This is a genomic window from Cupriavidus sp. USMAHM13 (assembly GCF_001854285.1).
Taxonomy (GTDB): Bacteria; Pseudomonadota; Gammaproteobacteria; order Burkholderiales; family Burkholderiaceae; genus Cupriavidus; species Cupriavidus malaysiensis.
This window is the reverse complement of record NZ_CP017751.1, coordinates 2,307,308-2,332,553: the sequence shown is the minus strand read 5'-3', so window position 1 is coordinate 2,332,553 and position 25,246 is coordinate 2,307,308. Positions and strand designations below refer to the sequence as shown.

18 protein-coding genes and 2 pseudogenes are annotated in these 25,246 nt (G+C 69.8%); 6 read left to right on the top strand and 14 right to left on the bottom strand.

Annotated features, from left to right (window positions below; genetic code table 11):
• Positions 1 to 179: 179 nt before the first annotated feature.
• The 10 genes and pseudogenes from BKK81_RS10240 to BKK81_RS35305 form a co-directional block, all read right to left on the bottom strand.
• Positions 180 to 1,331, bottom strand: a complete 1,152-nt coding sequence (locus tag BKK81_RS10240) for a transglutaminase-like domain-containing protein (RefSeq protein WP_083384041.1) — start codon at positions 1,329 to 1,331, stop codon at positions 180 to 182.
• Entirely contained in the window at positions 1,322 to 3,967 is a 2,646-nt protein-coding gene (locus tag BKK81_RS10235) for a circularly permuted type 2 ATP-grasp protein (RefSeq protein ID WP_071012596.1), read from the bottom strand. Before BKK81_RS10235 ends, BKK81_RS10240 begins: the two co-directional genes overlap by 10 nt.
• 175 nt (positions 3,968 to 4,142) lie before the next feature.
• Entirely contained in the window at positions 4,143 to 7,607 is a 3,465-nt protein-coding gene (locus BKK81_RS10230; protein WP_071012594.1) for a transglutaminase family protein, read from the bottom strand.
• A gap of 172 nt (positions 7,608 to 7,779) precedes the next feature.
• Positions 7,780 to 7,989 (bottom strand): annotated as a pseudogene (locus BKK81_RS36990) (transglutaminase family protein); the annotation flags it as partial.
• Positions 7,981 to 8,784: pseudogene (locus tag BKK81_RS10225) on the bottom strand (transglutaminase family protein); the annotation flags it as partial. The pseudogenes BKK81_RS36990 and BKK81_RS10225, both read right to left, overlap by 9 nt.
• Positions 8,785 to 8,793: 9 nt before the next feature.
• Entirely contained in the window at positions 8,794 to 9,735 is a 942-nt protein-coding gene (locus tag BKK81_RS10220; RefSeq protein WP_071012590.1) for an alpha-E domain-containing protein, read from the bottom strand.
• Between the two features lie 92 nt (positions 9,736 to 9,827).
• Positions 9,828 to 11,243: a circularly permuted type 2 ATP-grasp protein gene (locus tag BKK81_RS10215; protein WP_071012588.1), complete on the bottom strand. Its 1,416-nt coding sequence runs from the start codon at positions 11,241 to 11,243 to the stop codon at positions 9,828 to 9,830.
• Between the two features lie 333 nt (positions 11,244 to 11,576).
• Positions 11,577 to 13,103 carry a diguanylate cyclase gene (locus tag BKK81_RS10210; protein WP_071012586.1) on the bottom strand — a complete coding sequence of 509 codons (1,527 nt, stop codon included), beginning with the start codon at positions 13,101 to 13,103 and terminating at the stop codon, positions 11,577 to 11,579.
• 673 nt (positions 13,104 to 13,776) lie between these two features.
• Positions 13,777 to 14,190 (bottom strand): VOC family protein, encoded by a 414-nt coding sequence (locus tag BKK81_RS10205; protein WP_071012584.1) that lies wholly within the window; start codon positions 14,188 to 14,190, stop codon positions 13,777 to 13,779.
• Between the two features lie 113 nt (positions 14,191 to 14,303).
• Positions 14,304 to 14,540 carry a hypothetical protein gene (locus BKK81_RS35305; RefSeq protein WP_071012582.1) on the bottom strand — a complete coding sequence of 79 codons (237 nt, stop codon included), beginning with the start codon at positions 14,538 to 14,540 and terminating at the stop codon, positions 14,304 to 14,306.
• A 310-nt stretch (positions 14,541 to 14,850) separates the two neighbouring features.
• Here BKK81_RS35305 and BKK81_RS10195 point away from each other — a divergent pair, with 310 nt between their 5' ends.
• The gene (locus BKK81_RS10195) at positions 14,851 to 16,035 is read left to right on the top strand and encodes a GGDEF domain-containing protein (RefSeq protein WP_071012581.1); all 1,185 of its coding nucleotides are present in this window, start codon (positions 14,851 to 14,853) and stop codon (positions 16,033 to 16,035) included.
• Here the strand turns inward: BKK81_RS10195 and BKK81_RS10190 are convergent.
• Both BKK81_RS10190 and BKK81_RS10185 read right to left on the bottom strand, forming a co-directional pair.
• Positions 16,020 to 17,378: an MBL fold metallo-hydrolase RNA specificity domain-containing protein gene (locus BKK81_RS10190; protein WP_071016306.1), complete on the bottom strand. Its 1,359-nt coding sequence runs from the start codon at positions 17,376 to 17,378 to the stop codon at positions 16,020 to 16,022. The two genes, BKK81_RS10195 and BKK81_RS10190, sit on opposite strands and share 16 nt — an antisense overlap.
• Positions 17,379 to 17,425: 47 nt before the next feature.
• On the bottom strand, positions 17,426 to 17,953 hold the full coding sequence (locus tag BKK81_RS10185; RefSeq protein ID WP_071012579.1) for a flavodoxin family protein: 528 nt from the start codon (positions 17,951 to 17,953) through the stop codon (positions 17,426 to 17,428).
• A gap of 466 nt (positions 17,954 to 18,419) precedes the next feature.
• Here BKK81_RS10185 and BKK81_RS10180 point away from each other — a divergent pair, with 466 nt between their 5' ends.
• From BKK81_RS10180 to BKK81_RS10170, 3 genes are all read left to right on the top strand, one after another.
• On the top strand, positions 18,420 to 18,941 hold the full coding sequence (locus BKK81_RS10180; RefSeq protein WP_071012578.1) for a phasin family protein: 522 nt from the start codon (positions 18,420 to 18,422) through the stop codon (positions 18,939 to 18,941).
• Positions 18,942 to 18,975: 34 nt separating this feature from the next.
• Positions 18,976 to 19,686 carry an acetoacetyl-CoA reductase gene (gene phbB, locus BKK81_RS10175; protein ID WP_071016304.1) on the top strand — a complete coding sequence of 237 codons (711 nt, stop codon included), beginning with the start codon at positions 18,976 to 18,978 and terminating at the stop codon, positions 19,684 to 19,686.
• Positions 19,687 to 19,843: 157 nt separating this feature from the next.
• On the top strand, positions 19,844 to 20,299 hold the full coding sequence (locus BKK81_RS10170; protein ID WP_071012576.1) for a universal stress protein: 456 nt from the start codon (positions 19,844 to 19,846) through the stop codon (positions 20,297 to 20,299).
• A 57-nt stretch (positions 20,300 to 20,356) separates the two neighbouring features.
• On the opposite strand, the gene BKK81_RS10165 is transcribed toward BKK81_RS10170, so the two are convergent.
• The gene (locus BKK81_RS10165; protein ID WP_231907894.1) at positions 20,357 to 20,920 is read right to left on the bottom strand and encodes an XpsR family transcriptional regulator; all 564 of its coding nucleotides are present in this window, start codon (positions 20,918 to 20,920) and stop codon (positions 20,357 to 20,359) included.
• 1,153 nt (positions 20,921 to 22,073) lie between these two features.
• Entirely contained in the window at positions 22,074 to 23,309 is a 1,236-nt protein-coding gene (locus BKK81_RS10160; RefSeq protein ID WP_071012573.1) for an HD-GYP domain-containing protein, read from the bottom strand.
• A gap of 482 nt (positions 23,310 to 23,791) precedes the next feature.
• Here BKK81_RS10160 and BKK81_RS10155 point away from each other — a divergent pair, with 482 nt between their 5' ends.
• Positions 23,792 to 24,085, top strand: coding sequence for a putative quinol monooxygenase (locus tag BKK81_RS10155; protein WP_071012571.1), 294 nt, complete (start codon positions 23,792 to 23,794; stop codon positions 24,083 to 24,085).
• A gap of 147 nt (positions 24,086 to 24,232) precedes the next feature.
• Positions 24,233 to 25,231 carry a cysteine synthase A gene (locus BKK81_RS10150; protein ID WP_071012569.1) on the top strand — a complete coding sequence of 333 codons (999 nt, stop codon included), beginning with the start codon at positions 24,233 to 24,235 and terminating at the stop codon, positions 25,229 to 25,231.
• The last annotated feature ends 15 nt before the right edge of the window (positions 25,232 to 25,246 follow it).

Genomic DNA, 25,246 nt, shown 5'->3' with positions numbered 1-25,246 from the left:
GCCAGCAGCCTAACACGGCGGATGCCGGTTCTGCCGCAATGGCAGCGCAATCCGGCCGCCGATACCCTACGCCGGCAATGTGACAGCCGGAGGCACGCCGTGCCAGACGCCTGGCCGGGCGGGCGCCGCCCCGGAGTCGGCGCCGCCATCTTCAGTCAACTTCTCTGAAATTAAATGATTCAGACGGCTTTTTCGTCCATTCTCATTGCTCCGCCCGGCTCCGGGGTGCCGCCCGTGGACGGCGCTGCGCCGGCCGCGCCGGCCGTTGTTTCCCCGCCCGCTGCCGCATCGACCGGTTCCACCGTGACCCCCACCGTCAGTTGCTGGTCCGCGCCGCCGCCCAGCACCACCCCCCGCAGCGGAGCGACGTCGGCATAGTCGCGGCCCACCGACAGCATCACGTAGTCGTCGCCGGGGGCGCGGTCGTTGGTGGGATCGAGCTGCAGCCATCCGCCGTCTTCGGGCCAGGCCGGGTCGTAGACCTCGACCCAGGCATGCGAGGCGTCGGCGCCGATCAGGCGCGGCTGGCCGGGCGGCGGCTGGGTCAGCAGGTAGCCGCTGACATAGCGTGCGGCCAGGCCCAGCGAGCGCATCGCGCCGATCATCACATGGGCGAAGTCCTGGCATACCCCCTGGCGCAGCGCGAGGGCATCGAGCGCCGTCGTGTTGACGTTGGTGCTGTCGGGTTTGTAGGCGAAGTCGGCGTGGATGCGCCGCATCAGTTCCCATGCCGCCTGCACCAGCGGCCGCCCCGGGCTGAAGCTCGCCGCCGCATAGCGCGCCAGTTCCGCGTGGCAAGCCACATGGGGCGAGGCGAAGACGAACTCGCTGGCCGGGTCGTAGGGCTGCCCGGCGCGATAGCGGAAGCACTCGCGCACCTGCTCCCAGGTGCTCGCCTGCCCGGCCGCCGGCGCCGCCACGGCCGGCGGCGGCGCGCCGCGCTTGCCGGCCGCCAGCCGCGACGGGGTCACACGCACCACGCTGCGGCTGCGCACGAACAGCACGTCGTGCGGCTGGTTGAGCGCGAACGAGATGCGCTGGTTGCCGAAGCCGTCACGTTCCGTGCGCAGTCCCTCCGGCTTCGGCTCGACCTCCAGCGAGAACGATTCGGTGTGCTGGCGCGCGGTGTCCAGCGGCTGCAGGCGTGCCTGGTGCTGGGCCGATTCGACGCGGGCGGCGTATTGGTAGCGGGTGTCGTGAGTCACGCGCAGCAGGCGCGGCGCCGCCGCGGCCGCCGGCTCCTGCGCTGGCGCCACCCCCTGCGTGCGCGCTCCCCCTTGCCGTCTGCCCCGCCGTGGCGTCTTGCCCGCCGTGCTGCCGTTCACCCCCATAGTGCCCTGCCCGCCTCCCTGACATGACTGAAATAGCGCTCCCCGATCCGGTTCGACAGCTCCCAGGCCGCCTCGCTGCTTTCGCGCAGGCGCGCCAGCAGGAAGGCGTGGCGTCCCTGCGCGTCGGTCTCGCACAGCGCCTGCAGCGGCCAGCCACCGATTTCCGGAATGCCGTCGGCCAGTTCCGACAGCGCGTCGCGCTCGTTGCGGTCGACCTTCGACAGGCGCCCGCGCAGGGTCTGCTCGACCCAGGCCAGCGAACGCGGGTTGTCCTTGTCCAGCAGCACCAGCGACAGCAGCGGTGCGACGTCGAAACAGCGCTGGAAGCGCGAGCGGAAGGTGATCGCGCTGTCGAACAGCTCCAGCACCAGTTCGAAGGCATCCGGCTTTTCGATGGCGCCGTCCTCGAAGGCGAACAGCAGCACGCGGCTGAGGAACTCGATGCGGTCGATCTGCCGCCCGATCGACAGTAGCCGCCAGCCGTCGTCGCGCGTCATGTTGTCGACCTGCGCGCCGGTGATGGAAGACAGCAGCAGGTTGAGCCGCTCCAGCATCTGCAGCGCATCGGCGTCGCGCTCCTCGGCGGATTCCCCGGCGGTGGCGTGGGCTTCCAGCAGTTGCGCGGCGTCGTCGATCAAGCGCCACTGTTCGCGTGAGAGCCGCTCGCGGATCGCCGCCGCCGCGCTGCGCATGCCGGACAGGCAGGTGGCGATGCCGACGCCGCTGCCGCTGCCGGTGCCCAGCGTCAGCGCGTCGGACATGGCCTGCTCGAAGGCGTTCGGCGCCTCGGCGGCATGCGGAGTCTCGGGCGGCACCAGGCCGCTGTCGCGGCACAGCGCGTCGATCAGGTGCAGGTGGGCCGGGCTTTCGACGTCGTCCTCGCCACGCAGCCGCTCGAGCGCGGCCAGCCCCAGGCGCGTCAGGTTGGCCGCGCGTTCGGTGTAGCGGCCCAGCCAGAACAGGTTCTCGGCGGCGCGGCTGGAAATCGTGCGCTGCCGCTCGACCAGGTCCTCGGGGCCCAGATGGGTCTGCAGCAGCGTGGTCGGATCGACCACGCCGTCGGTCATGACCCAGGCATCGACGGTGCTGCCGCCGCGCGGCATCGGCGCGTTGAACAGCGCCTCGCGGCTGCCGACGCGGGCCAGCCCGCCCGGCAGCACGCGCCAGGAGCCGGCGCCGTCGACCAGGGCGAACACGCGCAGCAGCAGCGGGCGCGGCACGATGCGCGCGCCGCCGTCCCCGCCCTGGGCGCGGCCGGCCCAGGTCGGCGCCTGCGACAGCGGCAGGTCGGCCTGGATGGTGTAGTGCGCCGGCTGCGCGGCGATGCGGGCGCGCCAGTCGGCAAGCTGCTGTGGCGTCAACCGCGCGCCGATGACCGGGTCGAAGCTGCCACCGGCCTGCACGCTGGCCGGATAGGTCGGCCGGATGATGCTGCGCCCGAGCAGGGGCAGCGCCTCGTTGCAGGCGGCCTGCTCGCCGCACCACCAGGAATGCACCGCCGGCAGCGCCAGCGTCTCGCCCAGCAGCGCCTGCGCCAGTCCGGGCAGGAAGCCCAGCACGCCGGGCGACTCCAGGAAGCCGGAACCGGGCACGTTGGCCAGCAGTACATTGCCGGCGCGCACCGCCTGCAGCAGGCCGGGCACGCCCAGCACGGAATCGGAGCGCAGCTCGAGCGGATCCAGCCAGTCGTCGTCGACGCGGCGCAGGATGCCGTGCACCGGCTCCAGGCCGCGCAGCGTCTTCAGGTAGACGTGGTTGTCGCGCGCGGTCAGGTCGCCGCCCTCGACCAGCGTCAGGCCCAGGTAGCGCGCCAGGTAGGCATGCTCGAAATAGGTGGCGGCGTAGGGGCCGGGCGTGAGCAGCACGATGCGCGCGTTGCGCCCCGCCGGGGACATCTCCTGCAGGCTTTCCAGCAGCGCGCGGTAGCTGGCGGCAAGGCGCTGCACGCGCAGGCCGCGGAAGGCCCGCGGGAACAGCCGCGAGACGATCACGCGGTTCTCGAGCAGGTAGCCGAGGCCGGACGGGCCCTGGGTGTGCTGGGCCAGCAGGCACCACTGGCCGTCGGGGCCGCGCGCCAGGTCGAAGGCCGCCACGTGCAGCCAGGTGTCGCCGGCGACGCGGGCGCCGCACATGGGCCGCAGGTAGCCCGGATGGCCGGTGACCAGCGCCGGCGGCAGCAGGCCGCGGCGCAGCACCTCCTGCGGGCCGTAGACGTCACGCAGGACGGCGTTGAGCAGGCGCATGCGCTGCAGCACGCCGCGCTCGATCACGCTCCAGTCCTGCGCGCCGAGGATCAGCGGCAGCAGGTCGAGCGACCACGGCGGCGTGGCCGCGCCCTGCTTCTGCGTGTCATGGAGCTGGTAGGCCAGCGCGTTCTCGCGCATGCGCCGCTGCAGCGCGTCGGCGCGGCGGTCGAGGTCGGCGAAGCCGACACTGCCCAGCCAGTTGAAGAACTCGCGCCAGGCAGGCGCGAGCGCGGCCGATTGCAGCACGGCGGCGGCGCCGCGCATCTCGTCGTAGCGGCCCGCCACCGCGGGCGCCGCCAGCGCGGCGCCCAGTTCGGCGGCGTCGGCACCGCTGTCGAACAGCGTCGGCGGTGTCTGTGGCGAAGGCGGCGTCTGTGCGGCGTCACCCATGGCCGGGGAGTCTTGGGAAATAGGAATCACGATATCGCTTCTGCCCGGGGCGGCCGGCAGGCGCGCGGATCTGCGCCCGGCCCGCGCCGCCCCTCGCGCATCCTATCATCGGGCGGCCGCACCGGCGCCGCGCCGGGTGCGCCCGCCCACGCCGCGGTGCCGGTGGTGGCCGCCATCAGGTCCGCCGCAGGTCCAGGGTGAAGGGGAACTCCCGGCTCGGCTGGGCGCGCGCCACGCTCATCCGGCCCGGCGTGTGCCCGAGCGCGGCGAAGCGCGCCAGCCGGCGGCTCTCCGCTTCATAGGCATTGACCGGGAAGGTGTCGTAGTTGCGCCCGCCCGGATGCGCGACGTAGTAGCGGCAGCCGGCCAGCGAGCGCTCCATCCAGGTATCGACGATGTCGAAGGTCAGCGGGGCATGCACGCCGATGGTCGGATGCAGCGCCGAGGCCGGCGACCATGCCTTGTAGCGCACCCCGGCCACGTATTCGCCGACCGTGCCGGTCGGCTGCAGCGGCAGCGGCGCGCCGTTCACCGTGACCACGTGGCGGTTGTCGTTGAGACCGGTGACGTGGACCTCCAGCCGCTCCAGCGAGGAATCGACATAGCGCACCGTGCCGCCGGCCGCCCCCTCCTCGCCCATCACGTGCCACGGCTCCAGCGCGCCGCGCAGGGTCAGTTGCATGCCGCGTGCCGACACCTCGCCATAGCGCGGGAAGCGGAACTCGAAATGCGGGCCGAACCAGGCCGGGTCGAAAGCGAAGCCGGCCTCGCCCATTTCCTCCAGCACGTCGTCGAAATCCATGCGCAGGAAGGTGGGCAGCATGAAGCGGTCATGCAGCTCCGTGCCCCAGCGCGTCAGCGGCGTGGTGTAGGGGGCGTGCCAGAAACGCGCCACCAGCGCGCGCAGCAGCAACTGCTGCACGATGCTCATGCGCGCATGCGGGGGCATCTCGAAGGCCCGCAGTTCCAGCAGCCCCAGGCGGCCGGTGGCGGAATCCGGCGAGTAGAGCTTGTCGATGCAGAACTCGCTGCGGTGGGTGTTGCCGGTGACGTCGATCAGGATGTTGCGCAGTACCCGGTCGACCAGCCACGGTGGCATGTCCTGGCCGTACAGCAGCTTGTTGCGGTGGATTTCGGCGAAGGCCACGTCGAGCTCGTAGACCTGGTCGTTGCGCGCCTCGTCCACCCGCGGCGCCTGGCTGGTCGGGCCGATGAAGAGCCCGGAGAACAGGTAGGACAGCGAGGGATGGTTGTGCCAGTAGCCGATCAGGCTGGCCAGCAGGTCGGGCCGGCGCAGGAAGGGGCTGTCGGCCGGCGTGGCGCCGCCCAGCACGAAGTGGTTGCCGCCGCCGGTGCCGACATGGCGGCCGTCGACCATGAACTTCTCGCTCGACAGGCGCGACAGCCAGGCGGCGTCGTAGAGGAACTCGGTGTGCTGCACCAGCTCGGCGAAGTCGTGCGCCGGATGGATGTTGACCTCGATCACGCCCGGGTCGGGGGTGACCTGCAGCATCTTCAGGCGCGCGTCGCGCGGCGGCGGGTAGCCTTCCAGCACCAGCTTGACACCCTGCGCCGCGGCGGTCTGCTCGATCGCGCAGAGCAGGTCGAGGTAGTCGTCCAGCAGCGCCAGCGGCGGCATGAAGACATAGAGCACGCCTTGGCGCGCCTCCACGCACAAGGCTGTGCGGGTGATCCAGGCGGCCGACTCGAAGCGGTCGGGGAAGCGGTCGGCGGCCGCGTGCGACGGCGGCGCCGAGGCGCCCGCCCCGCCGCTGCCGTCGCGGCCGGGGGCCGCGCGCAGCCGCGGCGGCTGCAGCGCCAGCGGCGCCGGACCGCCGGCCGCCGCCGCATAGGCATAGGCGGGGAATGGATAGCCGGCCTGCGCGGCCACGCCGGCATCGGCATGGCGTGCACGCAGCGCGGCCGCGCTCGGCAGCGGCTCCGCCGGCGCAAAGGGATCGCGCTCGACCAGATAGGGGTAGTCGGCCCGGCTGACCCACGGCAGCGAGTCGAGCGGCAGGCGGTAGCCCATCGGCGAGTCGCCCGGCATCAGGTACATGCGCTCGTCGCGGAAGAACCAGGGCCCGGTCTCCCAGCGGCTGCCGGCCAGCGCCGCGCCCCCCTCGCTGACCTTGATCGGCAGCACGTGCCCGACCACCGTGTCGAGCTTCTGCCCGAACACCTTGCGCAGCCGCGCGCGCTCCATTTCGTCGTCGAGGCGCGCGTCGAACGGGTCGACATTGACCGGCAGGCGGCGTTCCCGCCACAGGTAGTACCAGACATCCTCGTAGCCGGCCTGGATGTAATCGGTGGCCAGGCCGAGGCGCTGCGCCAGCGCGCGCAGGAAGCGCTCGCCGTCGGCGCTGGTGCAGGTGCCCGGCTCGCGCTCGTCGGCGAAGCGCGCGGGGTCGAGCCAGGCCGGCTCGCCGTCGGCACGCCAGAACACCGACAGCGCCCAGCGTGGCAGCTGTTCACCCGGATACCACTTGCCCTGGCCGAAATGCAGGAAGCCGCCGTCGCCGTACTCGGCGCGCAGCTTCTGCACCAGCGCGGTGGCATAGCCGCGCTTGGTGGGCCCGAGGGCGTCGGTGTTCCACTCGGCGCCTTCGCGGTCGTCGATCGAGACGAAGGTCGGCTCGCCGCCCTGGGTCAGGCGCACGTCGCCGCTCACCAGCGCCTCGTCGACCTGGCCACCGAGCTCCAGCACCTGCTGCCATTGTTCCTCGGTATAGGGCTTGGTGACGCGCGGCGACTCGTAGATGCGGGTGACGCGCATCTCGTGCTCGAACTCCACCTCGCATTCATCGATCAGCCCGTCCACCGGCGCCGCGCTGCTGGGATGCGGCGTGCAGGCAAGCGGAATATGCCCCTCGCCCGCCAGCAGGCCCGAGGTGGGGTCGAGCCCGATCCAGCCGGCGCCCGGCAGGTAGACCTCGCACCAGGCATGCAGGTCGGTGAAGTCGACCTCGGTGCCGCTGGGACCGTCGAGCGACTTCACGTCCGGCGTGAGCTGGATCAGGTAGCCGGAGACGAAGCGGGCCGCCAGCCCGAGGTGGCGGCACAACTGCACCAGCAGCCAGCCGCTGTCCCGGCAGGAGCCGGAGGCGAGCTGCAGCGTCTGCTCCGGCGTCTGCACGCCCGGCTCCATCCGCACCAGGTAGCGGATGTCGTGCTGCAGCCGCTGGTTCAGCGCCACCAGGAAATCGATGGTGCGGGCGGGCTCGCGATTGATGCTGTCGAGGTAGGCGCGGAACGCCGGCGCCCCCCCCGTCGCGGAATCGCAGGCCAGGTACGGTGCCAGCTCCTGCCGCTGGGCCTCGTCGTAGCGGAACGGGAAGGTCTGCGCGCTCTCTTCGAGGAAGAAGTCGAAGGGGTTGTAGACGGACATCTCCGCCACCAGGTCGACGGTGATCTCCAGGCTGCGTGTCGGCTCCGGGAACACCAGCCGGGCCATGTAGTTGGCGAAGGGGTCCTGTTGCCAGTTGACGAAATGCTGCGCCGGCTCGACGCGCAGCGAGTACGACAGGATCGGCGTGCGGCAGTGCGGGGCGGGCCGCAGGCGCACGACCTGGGGCCCGAGGCGGACGGAGCGGTCGTAGCGGTAGCGGGTGACGTGGTGGAGCGCGACGTGAATGGGCATAGCGTGGCCGTGCGTTACGGAAGATCGGAAAGGCGGACGGTCAAACGTTCAAACTGGCAAACTGGCAAACAGGTAAGCGGGTACGCAGGTGAAGGGTCGTTGGGGGCAAGCGGCCAGGCAAGGGGCCGGTCCCTCCGCCGTCCGCCGGAGCGGGCAGCGGAGCGCCGGCGGCTCAGACCAGTTCGGGCGCCGGGATCACACTGATCTCGACACCGACCGCCCGTGCGCCCGGCCCCATCACCGGCATGGCATCGCGGTAGTCGAGCCCGGCCGCGATGCGCACATAGCGCTCGTCGGGACAACGGTTCAGGAAGGGGTCGAAGCCGACCCAGCCCAGTCCTTCGACAAAGGCTTCCGCCCAGGCGTGGGCCGAGGGCGGCTGCGCCACCGCCGCCGCCGGCCGCTGCCGTGCGGGCGCCTCGCCGGCGGCATCCCGCGTGGCGGGCGGCGTGCCGCCCGTTTCCGCCTCGTCCTCATCCTCGACCGCGACCTCGCCGTCCTGCTCCGCCGGCTGCCGCCGGCCGGCCTCGGCGGCTGCTTCCAGCGCACCGGCGGGCAGCCGCAGGGATTCCGCCAGGCGGCGCGCCGGGCTGTCGGTCATCAGGTAGCCCGAGATGAAACGGGCCGGGATCTTCAGCGCGCGCGCCGCGGCGATGAACACGTGCGCGTAGTCGCGGCTCGAGCCTTCGCCGCTGGCCAGCGCCGCCTCGGCATCGGCCGGCGCCTCGGCGGCACGCTCCGGCGTGTAGGCAACGCGGCCGTGGATGGCCGTCATCAGCCAGTGCAGCACTTCGAGGCCCGGCGTTTCGCCCGGCACCTCGGCGGCCAGCGCGGCGACCGCGTCGCCGGCACGGGTCAGCTCGGTCTCGCGCTCGAACAGCCAGGGCGGGGCATAGGAATCGCCCTGCCCCAGCACGCCGGCGCAGTCGTGGGTCTCGACCACGCCGGCGGCGACGATCACGACCTCGGGCTTGTCGCCTTCGTGCCGCACCAGGTCGGTCTGGTTGCCCAGCCCGTCCGCATAGGTCAGCATCGGCTCGATGCCGTCGATGGTGACCTGCCACGCTCGCACCGTCTGGCCCGGGCCGCTCTGCGGCCGCAGGTGAAGGCGTTGCAGCGCGTAGGCTGCGTGGTCGTCGAGCTGGAAGCGCGAGATATGGCGGATGGCAAGGCGCATGATGGGATCTCAGTCGAAGTTGTACGCGTTGGCGATCTCGATGCCGAGGCTGTTGTTGCGGTGGATGAAGTCCGTCAGGAATTCATGCAGGCCGCTCTTGAAGATCCGTTCGACGGTGCTGTCGGCCAGCGTGCGCAGGATCCTGGCAGCCGTTTCATGACAAGCGTGCGTGAGGCCGTAGTCGTCGGCCAGGTGCTGCAGGCTGGTGACCACGCGGCCGCAGGCGAAGCGCAGCGAACGCGGCATGCGGCCGTTGAGGATGAGATAGTCGGCGATGTGGATGGGCTTGTACTGCACGTCATAGACCCAGCGGTAGGAACGGTGCGCGGCGACGGAGCGCAGGATGGCCTCCCACTGATAATTGTCGAGGATGGTGCCGACATGCGACACCGACGGCAGCAGCAGGTGGTACTTGACGTCGAGGATGCGCGCGGTGTTGTCGGCGCGCTCGATGAAGGCGCCGATCTGCGCGAAGTCGAAGATCTCGTTGCGCAGCATGGTGCTGTAGAAGCTGCCCACGATCAGCGCGGTCTCGCGCTTGATGCGGTCCAGCAGCGCCGGCAGCTCGCTCTGCACCAGCGGCTGGGCCAGCCCGCGCCTGAGCTCCAGCCAGGCGCAATTGATGCTCTCCCAGGTCTCCCGCGTCAGCGCCGTGCGCACCATGCGCGCGTTGGCGCGTGCGTGCTCGATGCAGGACAGCACGCTGGAACCGTTGTCGCGGTCGCGCAGCAGGAAGTCGATCGCGCTCTCCACCGAGAACTGCTCGTACTTCTGCCGGTATCCTTCGTCGGCGCCGGAGCTGACCAGCACCGACGACCATTCCGCCGGGGCGTCGTCGGCGCGCGTAAGGGCCATGCGCAGGCCCACGTCGACGATGCGCGCTGTGTTCTCCGCGCGCTCGATGTAGCGGTACATCCAATAGAGTCCGCTTGCCGTCCGTCCAAGAAGCATATCTCTTCCATTCCGATCGTTATCGTTGGCGGGGCGCCGCGCGGGCGCCCGCACTCCTTGCGTGCGATGTGCGGTGCGATGTACGCCTGCGCTCAGTCGGCCAGGACCCAGGTGTCCTTGGTTCCTCCTCCCTGGCTGGAGTTGACGACCAGCGAGCCCTCCTTGAGCGCGACGCGCGTGAGGCCGCCGGGGGTGATGCGGATGCGGTCCGAGACCAGCACGAAGGGGCGCAGGTCGACGTGGCGCGGTGCCAGCCCCCGCTCGGTCAGGATGGGCGTGGTCGACAGCGCCAGCGTGGGCTGGGCGATGTAGTTCGACGGGCGCGCGCGCAGCTTGGCGGCGAAGGCCTCGCGCTCCGCGCGCGAGGCAGCCGGGCCGACCAGCATGCCGTAGCCGCCGGAGCCGTGCACTTCCTTGACCACCAGCTCTTCCAGGTGCTCCAGCACGTATTGCAGGCTGTCGGCCTCGGCGCAGCGCCAGGTCGGCACGTTTTCCAGCAGCGCGGCGCGTCCGGTATAGAACTCGACGATGTCCGGCATGTAGGAGTAGATCGCCTTGTCGTCGGCGATGCCGGTGCCCGGCGCGTTGGCGATGGTGATATTGCCGGCGCGGTACACGTCCATGATGCCGGGCACGCCGAGCACGGAGTCGGCGCGGAAGGTCAGCGGATCGAGGAAGGCATCGTCGAGGCGCCGGTAGAGCACGTCGATCGGCTGGAAGCCTTCGGTGGTGCGCATGGCGACGCGGCCGTCGATCACCTGCAGGTCGCGCCCCTCGACCAGGTGCACGCCCATCTGGTCGGCCAGGAAGGCATGCTCGTAGTAGGCGGAGTTATGGATGCCCGGCGTCAGCACCGCCACCGTCGGGTTGTCGGCATTGCCGCCCGGCGGGCAGACCGCGGCCAGCGACTGGCGCAGCATCTGCGGGTAGTTCTCCACCGAGCGCACCTTGACCTGCTGGAACAGCTCCGGGAAGAGCTGCATCATGGTCTCGCGGTTCTCCAGCATATAGGACACGCCAGAGGGCGTGCGCGCATTGTCTTCCAGCACGTAGAACTGGTTCTCGGCGGTGCGCACGATGTCGACGCCGATGATGTGCGTATAGACATTGCCAGGCGGCCGGAAGTCGATCATCTCCGGCAGGAAGGCACCGTTCTGCGCGATCAGGTGCTTCGGCACGATGCCGGCGCGCACGATCTCCTGCCGGTGGTAGATGTCGTCGAGGAAGGCATTGAGCGCCATCACGCGCTGCTCGATGCCCTGCGACAGCCGGGTCCACTCCTGCCCCGACAGGATGCGGGGCACGATATCGAACGGAATCAGCCGTTCGGCGGCTTCTTCATCGCCATAGACAGCGAAGGTGATACCCGTGCGGCGGAATACGTTCTCCGCCTCCAGGGCCTTGCTGGCGAGGCTCGCGGGATCCTGTACGTCGAGCCATCGCTTCAGGCGCTCGTAAGGCGCCCGCACCAAGTCGCCGGATTGCAGCATCTCATCGAATGGCTTCATTGCGTCTCTCCTTCTTATAGGACGCGGCATCGTCTGTGCCGGGCCGGCGTAAAGAGGCTTGAGCAAGGAGCATGCCTTGTCCGCCGCCCGCCGGCGCCGCCGACCGGCACCACGATGCTTCGCTGCGCACCAGATCCGTGCATCCGGGACGCGCCGCCGCGGGCGCCTGGCGGCGGGCAAGCGCAGTGCCGGCGGGCATGGCTTCCGGGCGTTGGCGCGGGCGCGGCGGATGCACGCCTCGATGGGCGAGCTTAACGCGGAACCGTGACCATGCGATGGCAGCCCGTAATGCAGCCCGTAATGCAGCCCGTATGCATCCCGCTATGCAGCCCGCTATCCCTCGGGTGGTGCAACAGGCACACATGGCGGGGCGCCGGCCTCGGCGGTGGCAGGCTGCGGCATGCAGCGGTTGCGTCCCAGTGCCTTGGCGCGGTAGAGCCGGGCGTCGGCCTCCGCGGCCAACGCCTCCATATAGGTATCGTCGCCGGGGCGCGGTGTGCCGGCGGCGCCACCGATGCTGACGGTCAGCATGCCGGCAGGGCTGCGCGCGTGCGGAAGGGCCAGCGCCTGGATGGCGCGGCGGATGTTCTCCGCCACCACGCCTGCGCTGGCGAGGTCGGTGTCGGGCAGCACCACGCAGAACTCCTCGCCGCCGTAGCGGGCGGCCAGGTCGCCCGGCCGGCGCACATTGGCGCGCACGCACTCGGCGACCGCGCGCAGGGCGCTGTCCCCGCGCAGGTGGCCGTAGTGGTCGTTGTAGGCCTTGAAATGGTCGACATCGACCATCAGCACGGCGATCGAGTGCTGCCCGCGCGCGGCGCGCCGCGTCTCCTGGGCCAGCCGCTCGTCGAGGGCGCGCCGGTTCGCCAGGCCGGTCAGCCCGTCCGTGGCCGCGAGCTCGGCATGCCGGCGCTGCTCCGCCAGCCGTCCTTCGAGCTGCCTGGCGAACAGGCAGGCCGTCGCCAGCGTGGCGAGGTTGAACAGGACGCCGAGTACGCCGATCGCCCAGGCCCTGGCCTTCCAGCTGGCATAGATGTCCCCGGTGGCCGCCCCGACGGCGACGAACAGCGGGTAGGCGCCGATGCGGCGGTAGACGTAGAGGCGCTCGACGCCGTCGCGCACGGAGCGTCCGAGGTAGATCCCTTGCGTGTTCCTGGCCAGCATGTCCGCCTGCACGCTGCGCGTCGCGGCGGGACTGTCCAGCGGGATCGCCGGACGGCGCGCGACCACGCTGCCGTCGGCATACAGCAGCGCCACCGTGCCATGGGTGCCCAGGGACATGCGCGCGAACAGCCGGTCGAAATAGCTCAGGCGCAGGCCGCCGACCACCACGCCGGCGAACTGCCCGCCGGCATCCTTCAGACCCAGGCTGAGCGCGATGGCGGGGCCGAATCCGGTGCGCACCTGGAACGGCTTGCTGACGTAAAGGCCCTTGGCCTGCCCGCGCGCATGGACCAGGAAATAGTCGCGGTCGCCGAAATGGAGCGGGCGCGGCGGCTCCGCCCTGGAGTCCAGGATGGCCTGGCCCTGCCGGTCCGATACCAGGATGGACCCGAGATCCTCGGCGCGGATCATGCCGCCGAACAGCGCCATGCGGCGCACGTGGTCGGACAGCGTCGCCACCTCGGGATCCGCCAGCCGCTGTGCCACGGTCTCCAGCGCCGCGCTATAAAGGTCGAGATTGCGCGTGACGTCGTACTCGATGACTTCCGTCATGTTCGACGCCGCCTCCTGGGCCCGCTCGAAGGCATCCACACGCATTTCGTAGAGGGAGATGGCCGCGCCGGCAGTGACGGCGAGGGAGAAGGACAGGGCGACGCCGATCAGCCGCTTGGGCTTGTTGACAATCGGTTTCAGCATGCAGCTCGGGGGTGTTGGCACGACACGCGGCCGGCGAGGGCCGCGTCTGTCGGAGAGCTTACCACCGCACTCCGCGTCCGGGCCCCGCCGCCGGCGTTCCCCCCACCGAAGCGGGATGCCGCGGGTTCGGGGCGCAGGCCGGCGCACGGCATCGCGGACCTACGCACCAGGATCGATCCGCCCCGGCCCTCCGGCCGCGCCCCGGTGCGTCGGCGCGCGCAGCACGGTGCGCGCCGGGCGGTGTCAGCGCCATGCCGCGGGACGTGCGCGCACCGTCCGCACGCCACGCCGGCTTGCCGCTTCTACACGCGCCCGCCGGGCGCAGCGGCAGGCGGCTCAAGGCCCTCCGGGGCGCTGGGGCCAGTGCGAGGCGGCGTGCCCGGCATCGCACAGCCTCCTCCGCATCCTCTGCGTACCGCTGGCGGCACACGCCGCCGATCTCAATTTCGCCAGCTGGGGCGGTGCCTACCAGAATGCGATCCGCGCGGCATGGCTCAAGCCCTTCGCACAGGAAAGCGCGGCATCCGTGTCAATGAGGACACCGCGATCCGCAGGTGGCCAAGATCCGCGCCATGATCGACACCAGGTCGGTGTCATGGGACGTGGTGACCGAGAACAGCGCGCGCCTGGTGCGCGGCATCAAGCAATGCCGGCGCTGCCCGCCGCCAGGGTTTCAGTGCGCGTACACCGCCTCCCAGTCGCGGAAGCCCTTGACCTCGATCGGGTTGCCGAAGGGATCGGTGAAGAACATGGTCCACTGCTCGCCCGGCTCGCCTTCGAAACGCACCTGCGGCGCGAGCACGAAGTCGGTGCCGGCCGCCTGCAGGCGCGCCGCCAGTGCCTGCCAGTCAGGCAGCAGCAGGATGATGCCGAAGTGCGGCATCGGCACCAGCGCGTCGCCGACGTGGCCGGTGCGCGCGGTCTGGAAAGGCTGGCCCAGGTGCAGCGAGATCTGGTGGCCGAAGAAGTCGAAGTCGACCCAGGTCTCGGTGCTGCGGCCTTCGCGGCAGCCCAGCACGTCACCGTAGAAGCGGCGTGCCTCGGTGAGATCGGTGACGTTGAAGGCGAGATGGAAGACGGATTGCATGCTGGAGGATCCTCGTTCTGGTTGTCGGATAGGTGATCGGATGGCTTGTCGACCGGTGGCCGGAACAATGGTCGGATGCGCTGCGGCCCGGGCGCGCCGCGTTTGGCATGGGATTATGGACGATGCGCGGCCCCGCCAGCATCGCCGAGCTGCGGCGCAAGACCCGCATGTTCTCGCTCAAGCGGCTGGAGCGCCGGCTGGAGCCGGTCTGCCGCGAACACCTCGCCATGATCGATGCGCTCGCGCGCGGCGACACCGCCGATGCCGCGGCGCGCACGGCCGGGCACGTCGACAATATCCGCGCTTCCAGCTTCCATCCTGGCCAAGCTGTCGCGCTGGTAGCCAGTCATCGGACGCCGGCAGCCGTCGTTGCGCCGGCCCCATCCATTGCATACCCCTCCAACAGGGGGCAAAAGAAGCAATTTCGCGCCCGGCTCTTACCATCGTTTGCCATTCCTTACCGTTCCGGCGCCGAGGTGGTGCAACGGAAGTGGCACATGCCGCTAGAATGCCGTGCATGGCCGAGACCGGGCGGCACCGCGCACGTACCGGATCGACCTCTCGCCCGGCAGCCGCAAGCCGGGCGAGCAGAACAGACGCGCCAACGCGCGCACAAATACGGGTCAACGGAAATTCGGGAATACGGGGACGGGAGCCATCGTGTTGCTTTGCACCGGCCAGGCTCTGGCGCTCGGGAATCCAGCGGTCGCGCTGATCTTCTCCTCATGCTGTCTGGTGGCGTGGGCCTGCCAGCGCACGCACCGCTATCTGCTGTCGGTGTGCGCTGCCTTCTTCCTCTACGGACTGGCCGCCACCTCCCAGGTATTCTGGCCGCCGCGCGACTTCGCCTGGAACACCATGCCCGCGGGCCTGCTCTATGCCTGCAGCACGGTACTGCTGCAACGGGGCATGCTGTTGCGCGCCGGGGCACGCTTCGATGCGGTGCCGGTGCTGGCGGTGGCGCTGCTGCAGCTTGCCGCCCTGGCCTATTTCCACTTCATCGATCCCCACGTGGTGGCGCGCACCTACATCCACAACGGTGCCGCGGCCCTGGTCCTGCTGAGCGGTGCGGCCCGGCTCGGCAAGCTGCGCCATGGCCGTCAGGTCGACCGCGTGCTGTACTGGATCTTCCTCCTGTTCGCCTTCAGCTTCGTGCCGCGCCTGGTGCTGAACCTGTTGTCACCGATCGGGAAGGATCCCTGCGCCTTCAGCCAGGCGCCGTACTGGCTCTTCTTCCTGTTGGGCCAGGCTCTGCTCAATGTGGCGCTGTCATTGGCCATCTTCGCGGCAGCGGTGTCCGACGTCTTCGATGCGCTGCGCAGCGAGCGCGACACCGACGCCTTGACCCAACTGCGCAACCGCCGCGGCTTCGAGAACCTGGCGCGGCAGGCCATCCCGCCGCGCGGCGGCCGGCCGCTGAGCCTGGTGCTGGCCGACATCGATCACTTCAAGCGCATCAATGATGCCTACGGCCACACCGCCGGCGATGCCGTGCTGGCGGGCTTCGGCGCGGTCATCGCCCAATGCGTGCGCCAGCGCGACGTCGCCGCCCGCATCGGCGGAGAGGAGTTCGCCGTGCTGCTGGCGGACACCGACGCCGCGGGCGCCGGCAGCCTGGCCGAGCGGCTGCGCCGCGCGTTCGAAACCATGCCGTGGCCCATGCTGCCGGCGTCGGAGCGCGTGACGGCCAGCTTCGGCGTGGCCGCGCTCGAGGACGGCGAAGGACTGGATGCGCTGCTCAAGCGCACCGACGCCCTGCTCTACGCGGCCAAGCGCGGCGGCCGCAACGCTGTCGCCTCGACGCTCGATGCGGCGCCGGGCACCTTGGCTCACTCGAGCGGATAGACGCCCCGGTATTCGGGCATCGTCACGGGCCAGCCTAGTTCGTGTTCGATGCGCTGGCGCAGCGCATCGGCGCCATCCGGCTCGCCATGGACGATGAAGGTGCGCCGCGGTGCCCTGGCGAAGCCGCGCAGCCAGGCCAGGATCTCGTCGGCATCGGCATGCGCGGACAGGCTGGTCAACTGCTCGACATTGGCGTTGATGGGCACTTCCTTGCCGTGGATGCGCAGCAAGCGGGCGCCGCCGGCCAGCGCCGCCCCGCGCGTGCCGCCGGCCTGGAAGCCCGACAGCAGGATGCAGTTGCGCGGGTCCGGCCCGAAAGCCTCCAGGTGATGCAGGATGCGTCCGCCGGTCGCCATGCCGCTGCCGGCCAGGATGATCTTGGCGGCGCGATTCTCGTTCAGGCGGATCGACTCTTCCACGCTGCGCACATAGATGGGCAGCGAGCAGGCCGCATTGCATTCGGCCCGGCCGATGCGCAGTTCGTCCTGATGCAGCCAGAACACCTGGGTGGCGTCGCGCGCCATCGGGCTGTTCAGGTAGACCGGCACGTCGGGCAGGCGGCCCTGCACTTGCAGGCGGTGGAGGCAGTACAGCAGGCTCTGCGCGCGCCCGACCGCGAAGGTCGGGATCAGCAGCGTGCCGCCCTGGGCGGCGGTGCGCTCGACGATGCGCGAGATGGTGTCGAGCGGGTCCTCGGTACTGTGCTGGCGGTTGCCGTAGGTGGATTCGACCAGCAGGCAGTCGCCTTCGCCCACGGTCTCCGGCGCCTGCATCACCACGTCGTGCTGGCGGCCGAGGTCGCCGGAGAACACCAGGCGCCGGCCGTCGACGTGGAGCACGACGATGGCGGCGCCGATGATGTGGCCGGCATGGCGGAATTCCACCTCGATCCCCCGTGCGACGGGAAAGCGCGCGCCGAATCCGGTCGGCTGCAGATGCCGCAGCGCGCGCGCGGCGTCGGCCATACCATACAGTGCCAGCGCCGGCTTGTGCTTGGAGTAGCCGTGCCGGTTGGCGTCGTGCGCGTCTTCCTCGGCCAGCCGCGCACTGTCTGCCAGCAGGATCTCGCACAGTCGTGCCGTGCCTTCGGTGCAGTAGACACGTCCGCGGAAACCCCGGCGCACCAGCAACGGCAGGTAGCCACTGTGGTCCAGGTGGGCATGGGTCAGCACCACCGCGTCCAGGCTCGCAGGGTCGAGCGGCAGCGGGTCCCAGTTGCGCAGGCGCAGCGCCTTGTAGCCCTGGAACAGGCCGCAGTCGATCATGACGCGGCGATCACCCGCTTCCAGCACATACTTCGAGCCGGTCACGGTATCGGTGGCACCGAGGAAGCGGAGTTGCATCGCCATCCGTGCGAAGGGAGGCCGCGGCGGTCAGGCCGGCGCCAGGCTCAGGCCTCGTGCGGCGACAGCCAGGCGCGCCGTGCGCCGCCGTCCGCCTGCGCGGCGGCCGCGATCTGGCCGACGAAGCCATCCAGCATCTCGCGCGCCTCGCCCGTCTGCACCTGGCGTTGCAGCAGGGCCAGCACCGGCTGCGGCACCTTGCCGCTCAGCCGCGCCACTTCCTCGATGGCGTTGAAAGCGCCGCGCGAGGCCATCAGGCAGACCACCGCGAGCCGTCCCTGCACGCGCCCCTGGTCGGCGAGGAAACTGCGCATCGGCGCGGCCAGCCGGCCGATCCAGATCGGCGTGAGCAGCACCACCTGGTCATAAGCCGCGAGCGGCCGGCCGTCGTAGGCGTAGGCGACATGGCGTTGCAGCAGGTTATCGACCACGCAGCGCACGTCTCCCGCCAGGCCGGCGCGGCTGCTCACGTCACGCACCTCATGGACCTCGGCGCCGAGTTGGGCCGCCAGCTGCTCGGCCACCTGGCGCGTGGTACCGGTGCGCGAGTAGAAGACGATGACGGTGTTTTCCATGTCTGTCCTGCCTTGCCGAAGCGTTGGATAAGTGGCCGCAACGCGGGTGGCTGCAACGCGGCGCGCGGCCCGGGACGGGCGGAACCTTACCTGCGCGGCGCGCACCTTGCCGATAGTCTAGGCATTGCGCCCGGCACGAGCTTGATACACATCAAGCCGGCCGACGCCCCCGCACCTCGCCGCACCTCGCCGCACCTCGCCGCACCTTGCCGCGTAGCTTGTGGCATTCCCCTCTTTCTTCGGGCTGGCGGCGCCTTCTGCCGCGATCCGCGCCTTGCCACGCCGTGCGGTGCCGCTCCTTGGCAATGAAATTGATACGTATCAATCCGCCGCCGGCCACACTGCCTAGAATGAGTCATTCCTTACCACGCGGCCCGCGCCCTCCGGGGCATGCGGCCATGCGCCACGGCGGCATCGCCGCCGCGCAATGCCCCGTCCACGTCGCCAAGCCAACCAGGAGGCCTCCATGGCAAATCCCAACGACATTCCCTTGGAAGTATTCCGCACCGGCATGCAGGCTGCGCTACGCGGCACCCTGCTGATGCTGGAGCGCCAGCAGCGCCTGCTGGCGTTCCAGCTCAAGGCGGTCGACCAGGCCATCGCCGGCTCGAAGGAAATCGTCAACGAGGTATCGCACGCCGGCACCGTCGCCGACCTGGCGGCGCTGCCGGCGGCGCTGATGCGCCAGCAGACCGAGCAGTACACGCGCCTCTGCGAGGAATACACGGCGCTGGCCAGCCACAACCAGGCCGAATTGGCCGAGCATCTGCGCGAAGCCGGCGATAGCTGGCAGAAACTGCAGGGCAATGCCACCGCCGGCCCGCAGTTCGCGATGCCGATGCCCGCGCCGGTGCAGGAGTGGTTCGACCGCTTCGGCCAGTTCAATTCGGTGCTGACCAATGCCTTCCTGCAGCCGAACGCGGCGCATGGCAACGGCGCGGCCGGCCACGAAGCGGCGGCGCGCGCAAGGAGCCGCCGTGGCGAATGAGCGGAATGCGCGTATCGCCCTGGTGACGGGCGGCATGGGCGGCCTCGGCGAGGCCATCGCCGCCCGCCTGCATGCCGCCGGCCACCGCGTCATCGTGACCCACTCGCCCGTCAACGATCATGTGCAGGCGTGGCTGGACGGCCAGCGCGCGGAGGGCCGCGACTTCGCCGCCTTCGGTGTCGACGTGGCCGACTATGACGACTGCCAGCGCTGCGCCAGCGAGATCCTGGCGCGCTTCGGCACGGTCGACATCCTCGTCAACAATGCCGGCATCACGCGCGACCGGACCTTCAAGCGCATGGAGAAGGCGGAGTGGGATGACGTGCTGCGCACCGACCTGGATTCGGTCTTCCATATGACCAAGCCCTTCACCGACGGCATGAGCACACGCGGCTGGGGACGGATCATCAATATCTCTTCGGTCAACGGTTCCAAGGGTGCCTTCGGCCAGGCCAACTACGCCGCGGCCAAGGCGGGCATGCATGGCTTCACGAAATCCCTGGCGCTGGAACTGGCCGGCAAGGGGGTGACCGTCAACACGGTGTCACCGGGCTACCTGGCGACCAAGATGGTGACCGATGTGCCGGCCGAGATCCTGCAGGCCAAGATCCTGCCGCAGATCCCGGTCGGGCGCCTGGGGCGCCCGGACGAAGTGGCGGCGTTGATCGCCTACCTGTGCTCCGATGACGCCGGTTACGTGACCGGCGCCAATATCGCCATCAACGGCGGCCAGCATATGCAATGACCGCACGCGCCGGCACCTCGCCGGCGCAAGCGCTTGTCCGCCCGGGCGGGCCCCGCCGGTCTTGACGGGCATCAATGTGCCAGCCGCCCGATCACCTAACCTTGGGGCACGGGGATGCCCCGCCCCCAACAACCTGCCCGTTTCCTGGAGACTTGCCATGTACCAGCGCATCCTGCTTGCCGTCGACGGCAGCCGTTCCTCGGATCTGGCCCTGAGCCAGGCCATCACGGTCGCCAAGGCCACCGGCGCCGAGGTCGAGGCGATCTTCATCGCCGACAACAGCGATCTGTTCTTCGACGTCGGCTACTTCGACCCGTCCAAGATCATGGACAGCATCATGGCTGCCGGCAACGAAGCGCTGTCGGCTGCCGCGGCGCGCCTTGCCGCCGAGGGCGTGCGCCACAGCACCAGGCTGATCGACAAGCCGGTGGGTCCCGGCATGATTTCCGACACCATCATCCAGGAGGCTGTGCGCTGGGATGCCGACCTGCTGGTGCTCGGCACCCATGGCCGACGCGGCGTGAAGCGCCTGGTGATGGGCAGCGTGGCCGAAGGCGTACTGCACAAGAGCGGCAAGCCCGTGCTGCTGATCCGCAGCGAAGCCCCCGACTGAGCGCAGCGCGCCGGCGGCGGACAGTCCCGCGAGCCGGGGCCGGCCGCCGATCGGCCGTCAGTTCGGGAAATCGCCCGGCTCGAGCCAGCGCGCGATATAGCGGCCCATGGCCTCGAGCAGCACGTCCGAGGTCAGCCCCGACGCGCCCGCCAGCGCCGGACAGATCACCCAGGTGGTGCCGTCGGCCTCGAACAGGCGCAGGGTCTTGGCCAGGTCGGCGGGCTGCAGCACGTAGTCGCGTGCGCTGGCGCGCTCGAGGCCGAAGGCGCGCACATAATCCTCACGGTGCCGCTCGCCCAGGCAGACCACGAGCTTGGGCCGCCAGCGTCGCCGGATCTCGCTGATGAAGCGGAAACGCCCGCCGTTGCGGCAGCGCTCCAGGTAGCGCTGCTTGGGCACGAGTTCGGGCTGTCCGCGGAAGGCCTTCGACCAGGGCTGGTCGCCGACCAGATGAGCCGGCAACGGGAACAGGCTCAGCTTGAATTCGGCGCCACCCGGTGCGTAGAGATGATTGGCGTAGTAGTCCTGCCAACTGCTGATTTCTCGGGACGGGCCGAGGACCTGGGTGCGCGCGGCGCACATGATGCGCGCCACCTTCTGGTGCGACTGCCAGCGTTCCATGGCTTCGCGGTTAGTCGCGCGGAATGCGGCATCCCATGCGCCGGGATGCCGCCGTGGAATCAGCGGTGCCAGCAGCGATTCGGTCCAGGGATGCGGTGTGCTATCGCAAAACCAGATCGCCGCAGCGGGATTACCCCCTTCCATACCCACATAAGAAGCAAAATAAACATCCAATTGCTCACCAGAGAATATTATCTTCTGTTCTATTTCCATACCTTTTACCGCTTGGTGGAACTTGAGATGCCCTCGCATCGGAACCCAAGGCCCCGGCTGCGCCGCGGGCGGTGAGATACCCGCAAATGCATCGGCACAACAATGATGGGTAGAACGGCAACAAGAACAAGCAGCATTCGCTGGCAATCCCAAACTCCGCGATATCCGCAGTGCGCCCTGGCGGGGGCGGCGGCAGGCCGCGCCGGAAATCCCTTCGCCGATGGCGGGGAAAGCCTGGAACCAGTCGATCCGCATCGGTGAATCCCAGGGAGGACGGCGCCGGACCGCTGCCGGCGCGGGACCAGGATCCGAATCGACTGATCGCGTAACGGATCGCGTATGCGCGAAACACTTGCTAGGCGGTCGAAGATTCTGCGTGAGAATAGATTTCATCGCTCCCCTCTTTTGGGGGATCGATGCCCGCACCTTTTCCCTTCTCAAGCGGGGTAGGTCAGCGAGAGAATGCGCACGAGACAAGACGGCGTCGATCCGTGCCAATGCCGCCCGCAGCGCGTAGCGGCAGTCTTCCGCGCGGTCTTCGCGCACCAGGTGAGAAAGGTGCGATCACCGCGAAAAAAGAGGGTGTAGGCGCGGGGAGTGCCTACACCCTACCGGGAAGTAGCAAGGGGTCAACGCTTGCTGGTGTGGATTATTGAGTGCCGGGGAATCCGGCGTTACCCTGCTTCGGTAGGTGCCACGCTTTGGTGGGGAAAAGTTCTCGCGCGCGCACCCGTCGCGCCCGCGCTGCGGCGGGCCCGCCAGCCCGAGGGAGCGCGGGCCGCCGTCCCGGCACGCGGCACGGCAGCGGCCCTGCCCCTGTGCCTGTCACACGCCGGTCATGATGCGGAAGGCCAGACGCGCCTGCCCATCCGCAGGGGCGACGCCGATGATGGCGGTGGGACGCCGGTGCCCCGCATCATAAGTTCGTGGACCCAGGACGTCAGCCCCCGGCGATCTCGGCCAGCTCGCGCCCCAGCGCGCCGCCCGCGGGATCGGCGCACAGCGCCAGCATCTGCTCGTCGGTGTAGCCCCAGTCGCGCGCATTCTCGAAGGCCAGCACGCTGTCGTTGCCGTCGATCAGCTCGATGCGCTCCGCCGGCAGCGGTGCCGCGTCGGCGATCGAGTGGAAGACGATGGCGCCCGGCTGCAGCGGTGCCGCGGGGTTCTGCTCACACACGACGGCCAGCCGGTTCGACGCCAGGCGCAGCACGGTGCCGACCGGATAGATGCCGACTGAGCGTGCAAAGGCCTGGAAGGCGGTACGGTCGAACAAGGTATCGACCCGCACCGCGATGTACTCCATCGCGCGGGCCGGAGACCAGGCCTGGTGGCCGGGATGGTTGGAGGTCAGCGAATCGTAGGTGTCGCAGACCGCGGCAATCTTGGCGTGCAGGCTGATCTCATGGGCGGCGAGGCCAAAAGGATAACCCCGGCCGTCGACCCGCTCGTGGTGATGGATGCAGACGTCGAGCGGGATGTGGGTGTAGAGCCGCGCCTCGTTGAGGATGCGGTAGCCTGCGGATGGATGGCGGCGCATGGTCTCCTCCTCGGCCGCCGTCATCGCCGCGGTCTTGTTCAGGATGGTGTCCGGCACGGCGACCTTGCCGATGTCGTGCACCAGTCCGCCCAGGCCGAGCTGGCGCACTTCGGCATCCGGCAGGCCCAGCGCGCGGCCGGTGGCGATCATCAGGGCGCAGACGGCGAAGGAGTGCAGATAGGTGTAGTCATGCCTGGTCTTGAGCCGGGCGAGCGCGATCAGCGCCTGCGCGTGGCGCGACAGCGAACTGGAGGCCGAATCGACCAGCAGCAGCGCGCCGCTCACTTCCATCACCTTGCCCATGCGCGCCGCGGCGAACATGGAGCCGACCACGGACTTGCCGTTGGCGACGATCTCGCGTGCCCGCGCCAGTTCGGCTTCCAGTGGCACCGCCCTGCTCTCGCCGCCCGTCACCGGCGTCGGCGATGGCGGTGGCGGTGCTTCGGCGGCCGCCACGTTGCGCCCCTTGAGGATATCGATCCAGACGTCCTGCACGCCCGCGCCGACGATCTGCTGGATCTGATCTTCCTCGGTGATCAGGAAGCGCGAGCGCCAGAATGGATGGTTGATCCACGGGCCGCCGAGCCTGGCGACGAACATCCCGACCCCCAACTGCTCCGCCCTGATCCGTTTCAGCATGCATGCTCCCCTAGGCTATCTGCTGGCAAACCGGCATTTCATGTGGTTTTCGCCGGTCTCGATTAACGGCAGGATGCATGCGGTCTTTAGCCTCGCAAGCGCGGCGGCGCGGCGGCGCGGTGGGGCGCGGCACTTCAAGCGGTAACGTGCCGCAGCGGCTCCAGCCGCGTCCGGCGGGCTCCGGCAGGATGCCCTGGCGCCGATGCCTGTCGGCGCCTTCGCCGAGCGCCAGCGCGCCGATCGCACGCACTACGGCGCCTTCATCCGCCAGGCCGGCATCACGGTGGATGGAAGCGGCCTGAGAAGGCCGGCGCCGCCACCCCCGCTGCGGCGCCGACGGCACTCTGGTGCCGGAACGCCGCGCCGGCGCCTTGTCAAGGCGCTCTGCACAATGTCCGTTCGCCGGCCTCGGGCATTGGACCGGCAGGCGGCGGCGGCGCTACAATCGGCCGCCCTGAGATTGGATAGCCCGCTGACCCACCATGTCCGGAACCTATACGCTCGTCGGTATCGCCCGCGCCAAGGCCAACCGCCGGGAAGTGCTGGTCGACAAGCTGACCTCGATGCGCCAGCGCGGGGCCAGCGAACCCGGTTGCCTGCGCTACCACGTCGGCCAGGACGCGGAAGACCACGAAGTCTTCGTGCTCTACATGGTGTGGGATTCCAAGCGGGCGCTCGAATCCCACCTGAACAGCGAGTATGTGCGTGACTTCCACGCCATGCGCGACGACTACCTGGATGGCGACATCCATTTCCGCTGGCTGCAGGCCGCCTGAGGCAGGCCCGCCCGCCGCGCGCACCCTTTCCTCCGCACGTCCTCTCTCCCAGGCGCCCGCCCGCGCCACCTCGCCCTTGTCAAGGCCCGGTCCGCCGCCTATCACACACTGAGGACGGCGCGCATCGGGCGTGCCCGGGAGTGCATCATGGGCGTCAGGGACGGCTTCGTCGGCACCATCGGCAATACACCGCTGATCCGCTTGGCAAGCCTCAGCGCCGAGACCGGCTGCGATATCCTCGGCAAGGCGGAATTCCTCAACCCGGGCGGCTCGGTCAAGGACCGCGCCGCGCTCTACATCCTGCGCGACGCCGAGCACCGCGGCACGCTGCGCCCCGGCGGCACCGTGGTGGAAGGCACGGCCGGCAATACCGGCATCGGCCTGGCCCACCTCTGCGCGGCGCGCGGCTACCGCTGCATCGTGGTGATTCCCGACACCCAGTCGCCGGAGAAGATGGCGCGGCTGCGCCTGCTCGGCGCCGAGGTGCGGGCCGTGCCGGCCAAGCCCTATGCCGATCCCGACAACTACCAGAAGATCGCCGGGCGGCTCGCAGCGCAGATCGAGAACGCCATCTGGGCCAACCAGTTTGACAACCTGGCCAACCGCCAGGCCCACTACGAGACCACCGGTCCCGAGATCTGGCAGGCCACCGCCGGCCACCTGCACGCCTTTGTCTGCGCCACCGGCACCGGCGGCACCCTGGCCGGCGTGGCGCGCTACCTGAAGGAGCGCAGCCCGCATGTGCGCATCGTGCTGGCCGACCCCCATGGCAGCGGGCTCTACCACTACGTCAAGCACCACGAAATCAAGGTCGAAGGCAGCTCGATCACCGAGGGCATCGGCTCGAGCCGCGTCACCGCCAACCTGGAGGGCACGCCGATCGACGACGCCATCCGCGTCGACGACCGCGCCTGCGTGGACATGGTCTATCGGCTGCTGCGCGAGGAAGGCCTGTTCGTCGGCGGCTCGTCTGGCATCAATGTGGCGGCGGCGGTGGCGCTGGCGCGCCAGATGGGGCCCGGCCACACCATCGTGACCCTGCTGTGCGACCGTGGCGACCTGTACTTCGGCCGCCTGTTCAATGCCGAATGGCTGGCCGCGAAGGGCCTCGAGCCGCCGCCGGCCAGCGGGGCCGCGCCGGATTAGTGAGTCAGCGGTCCA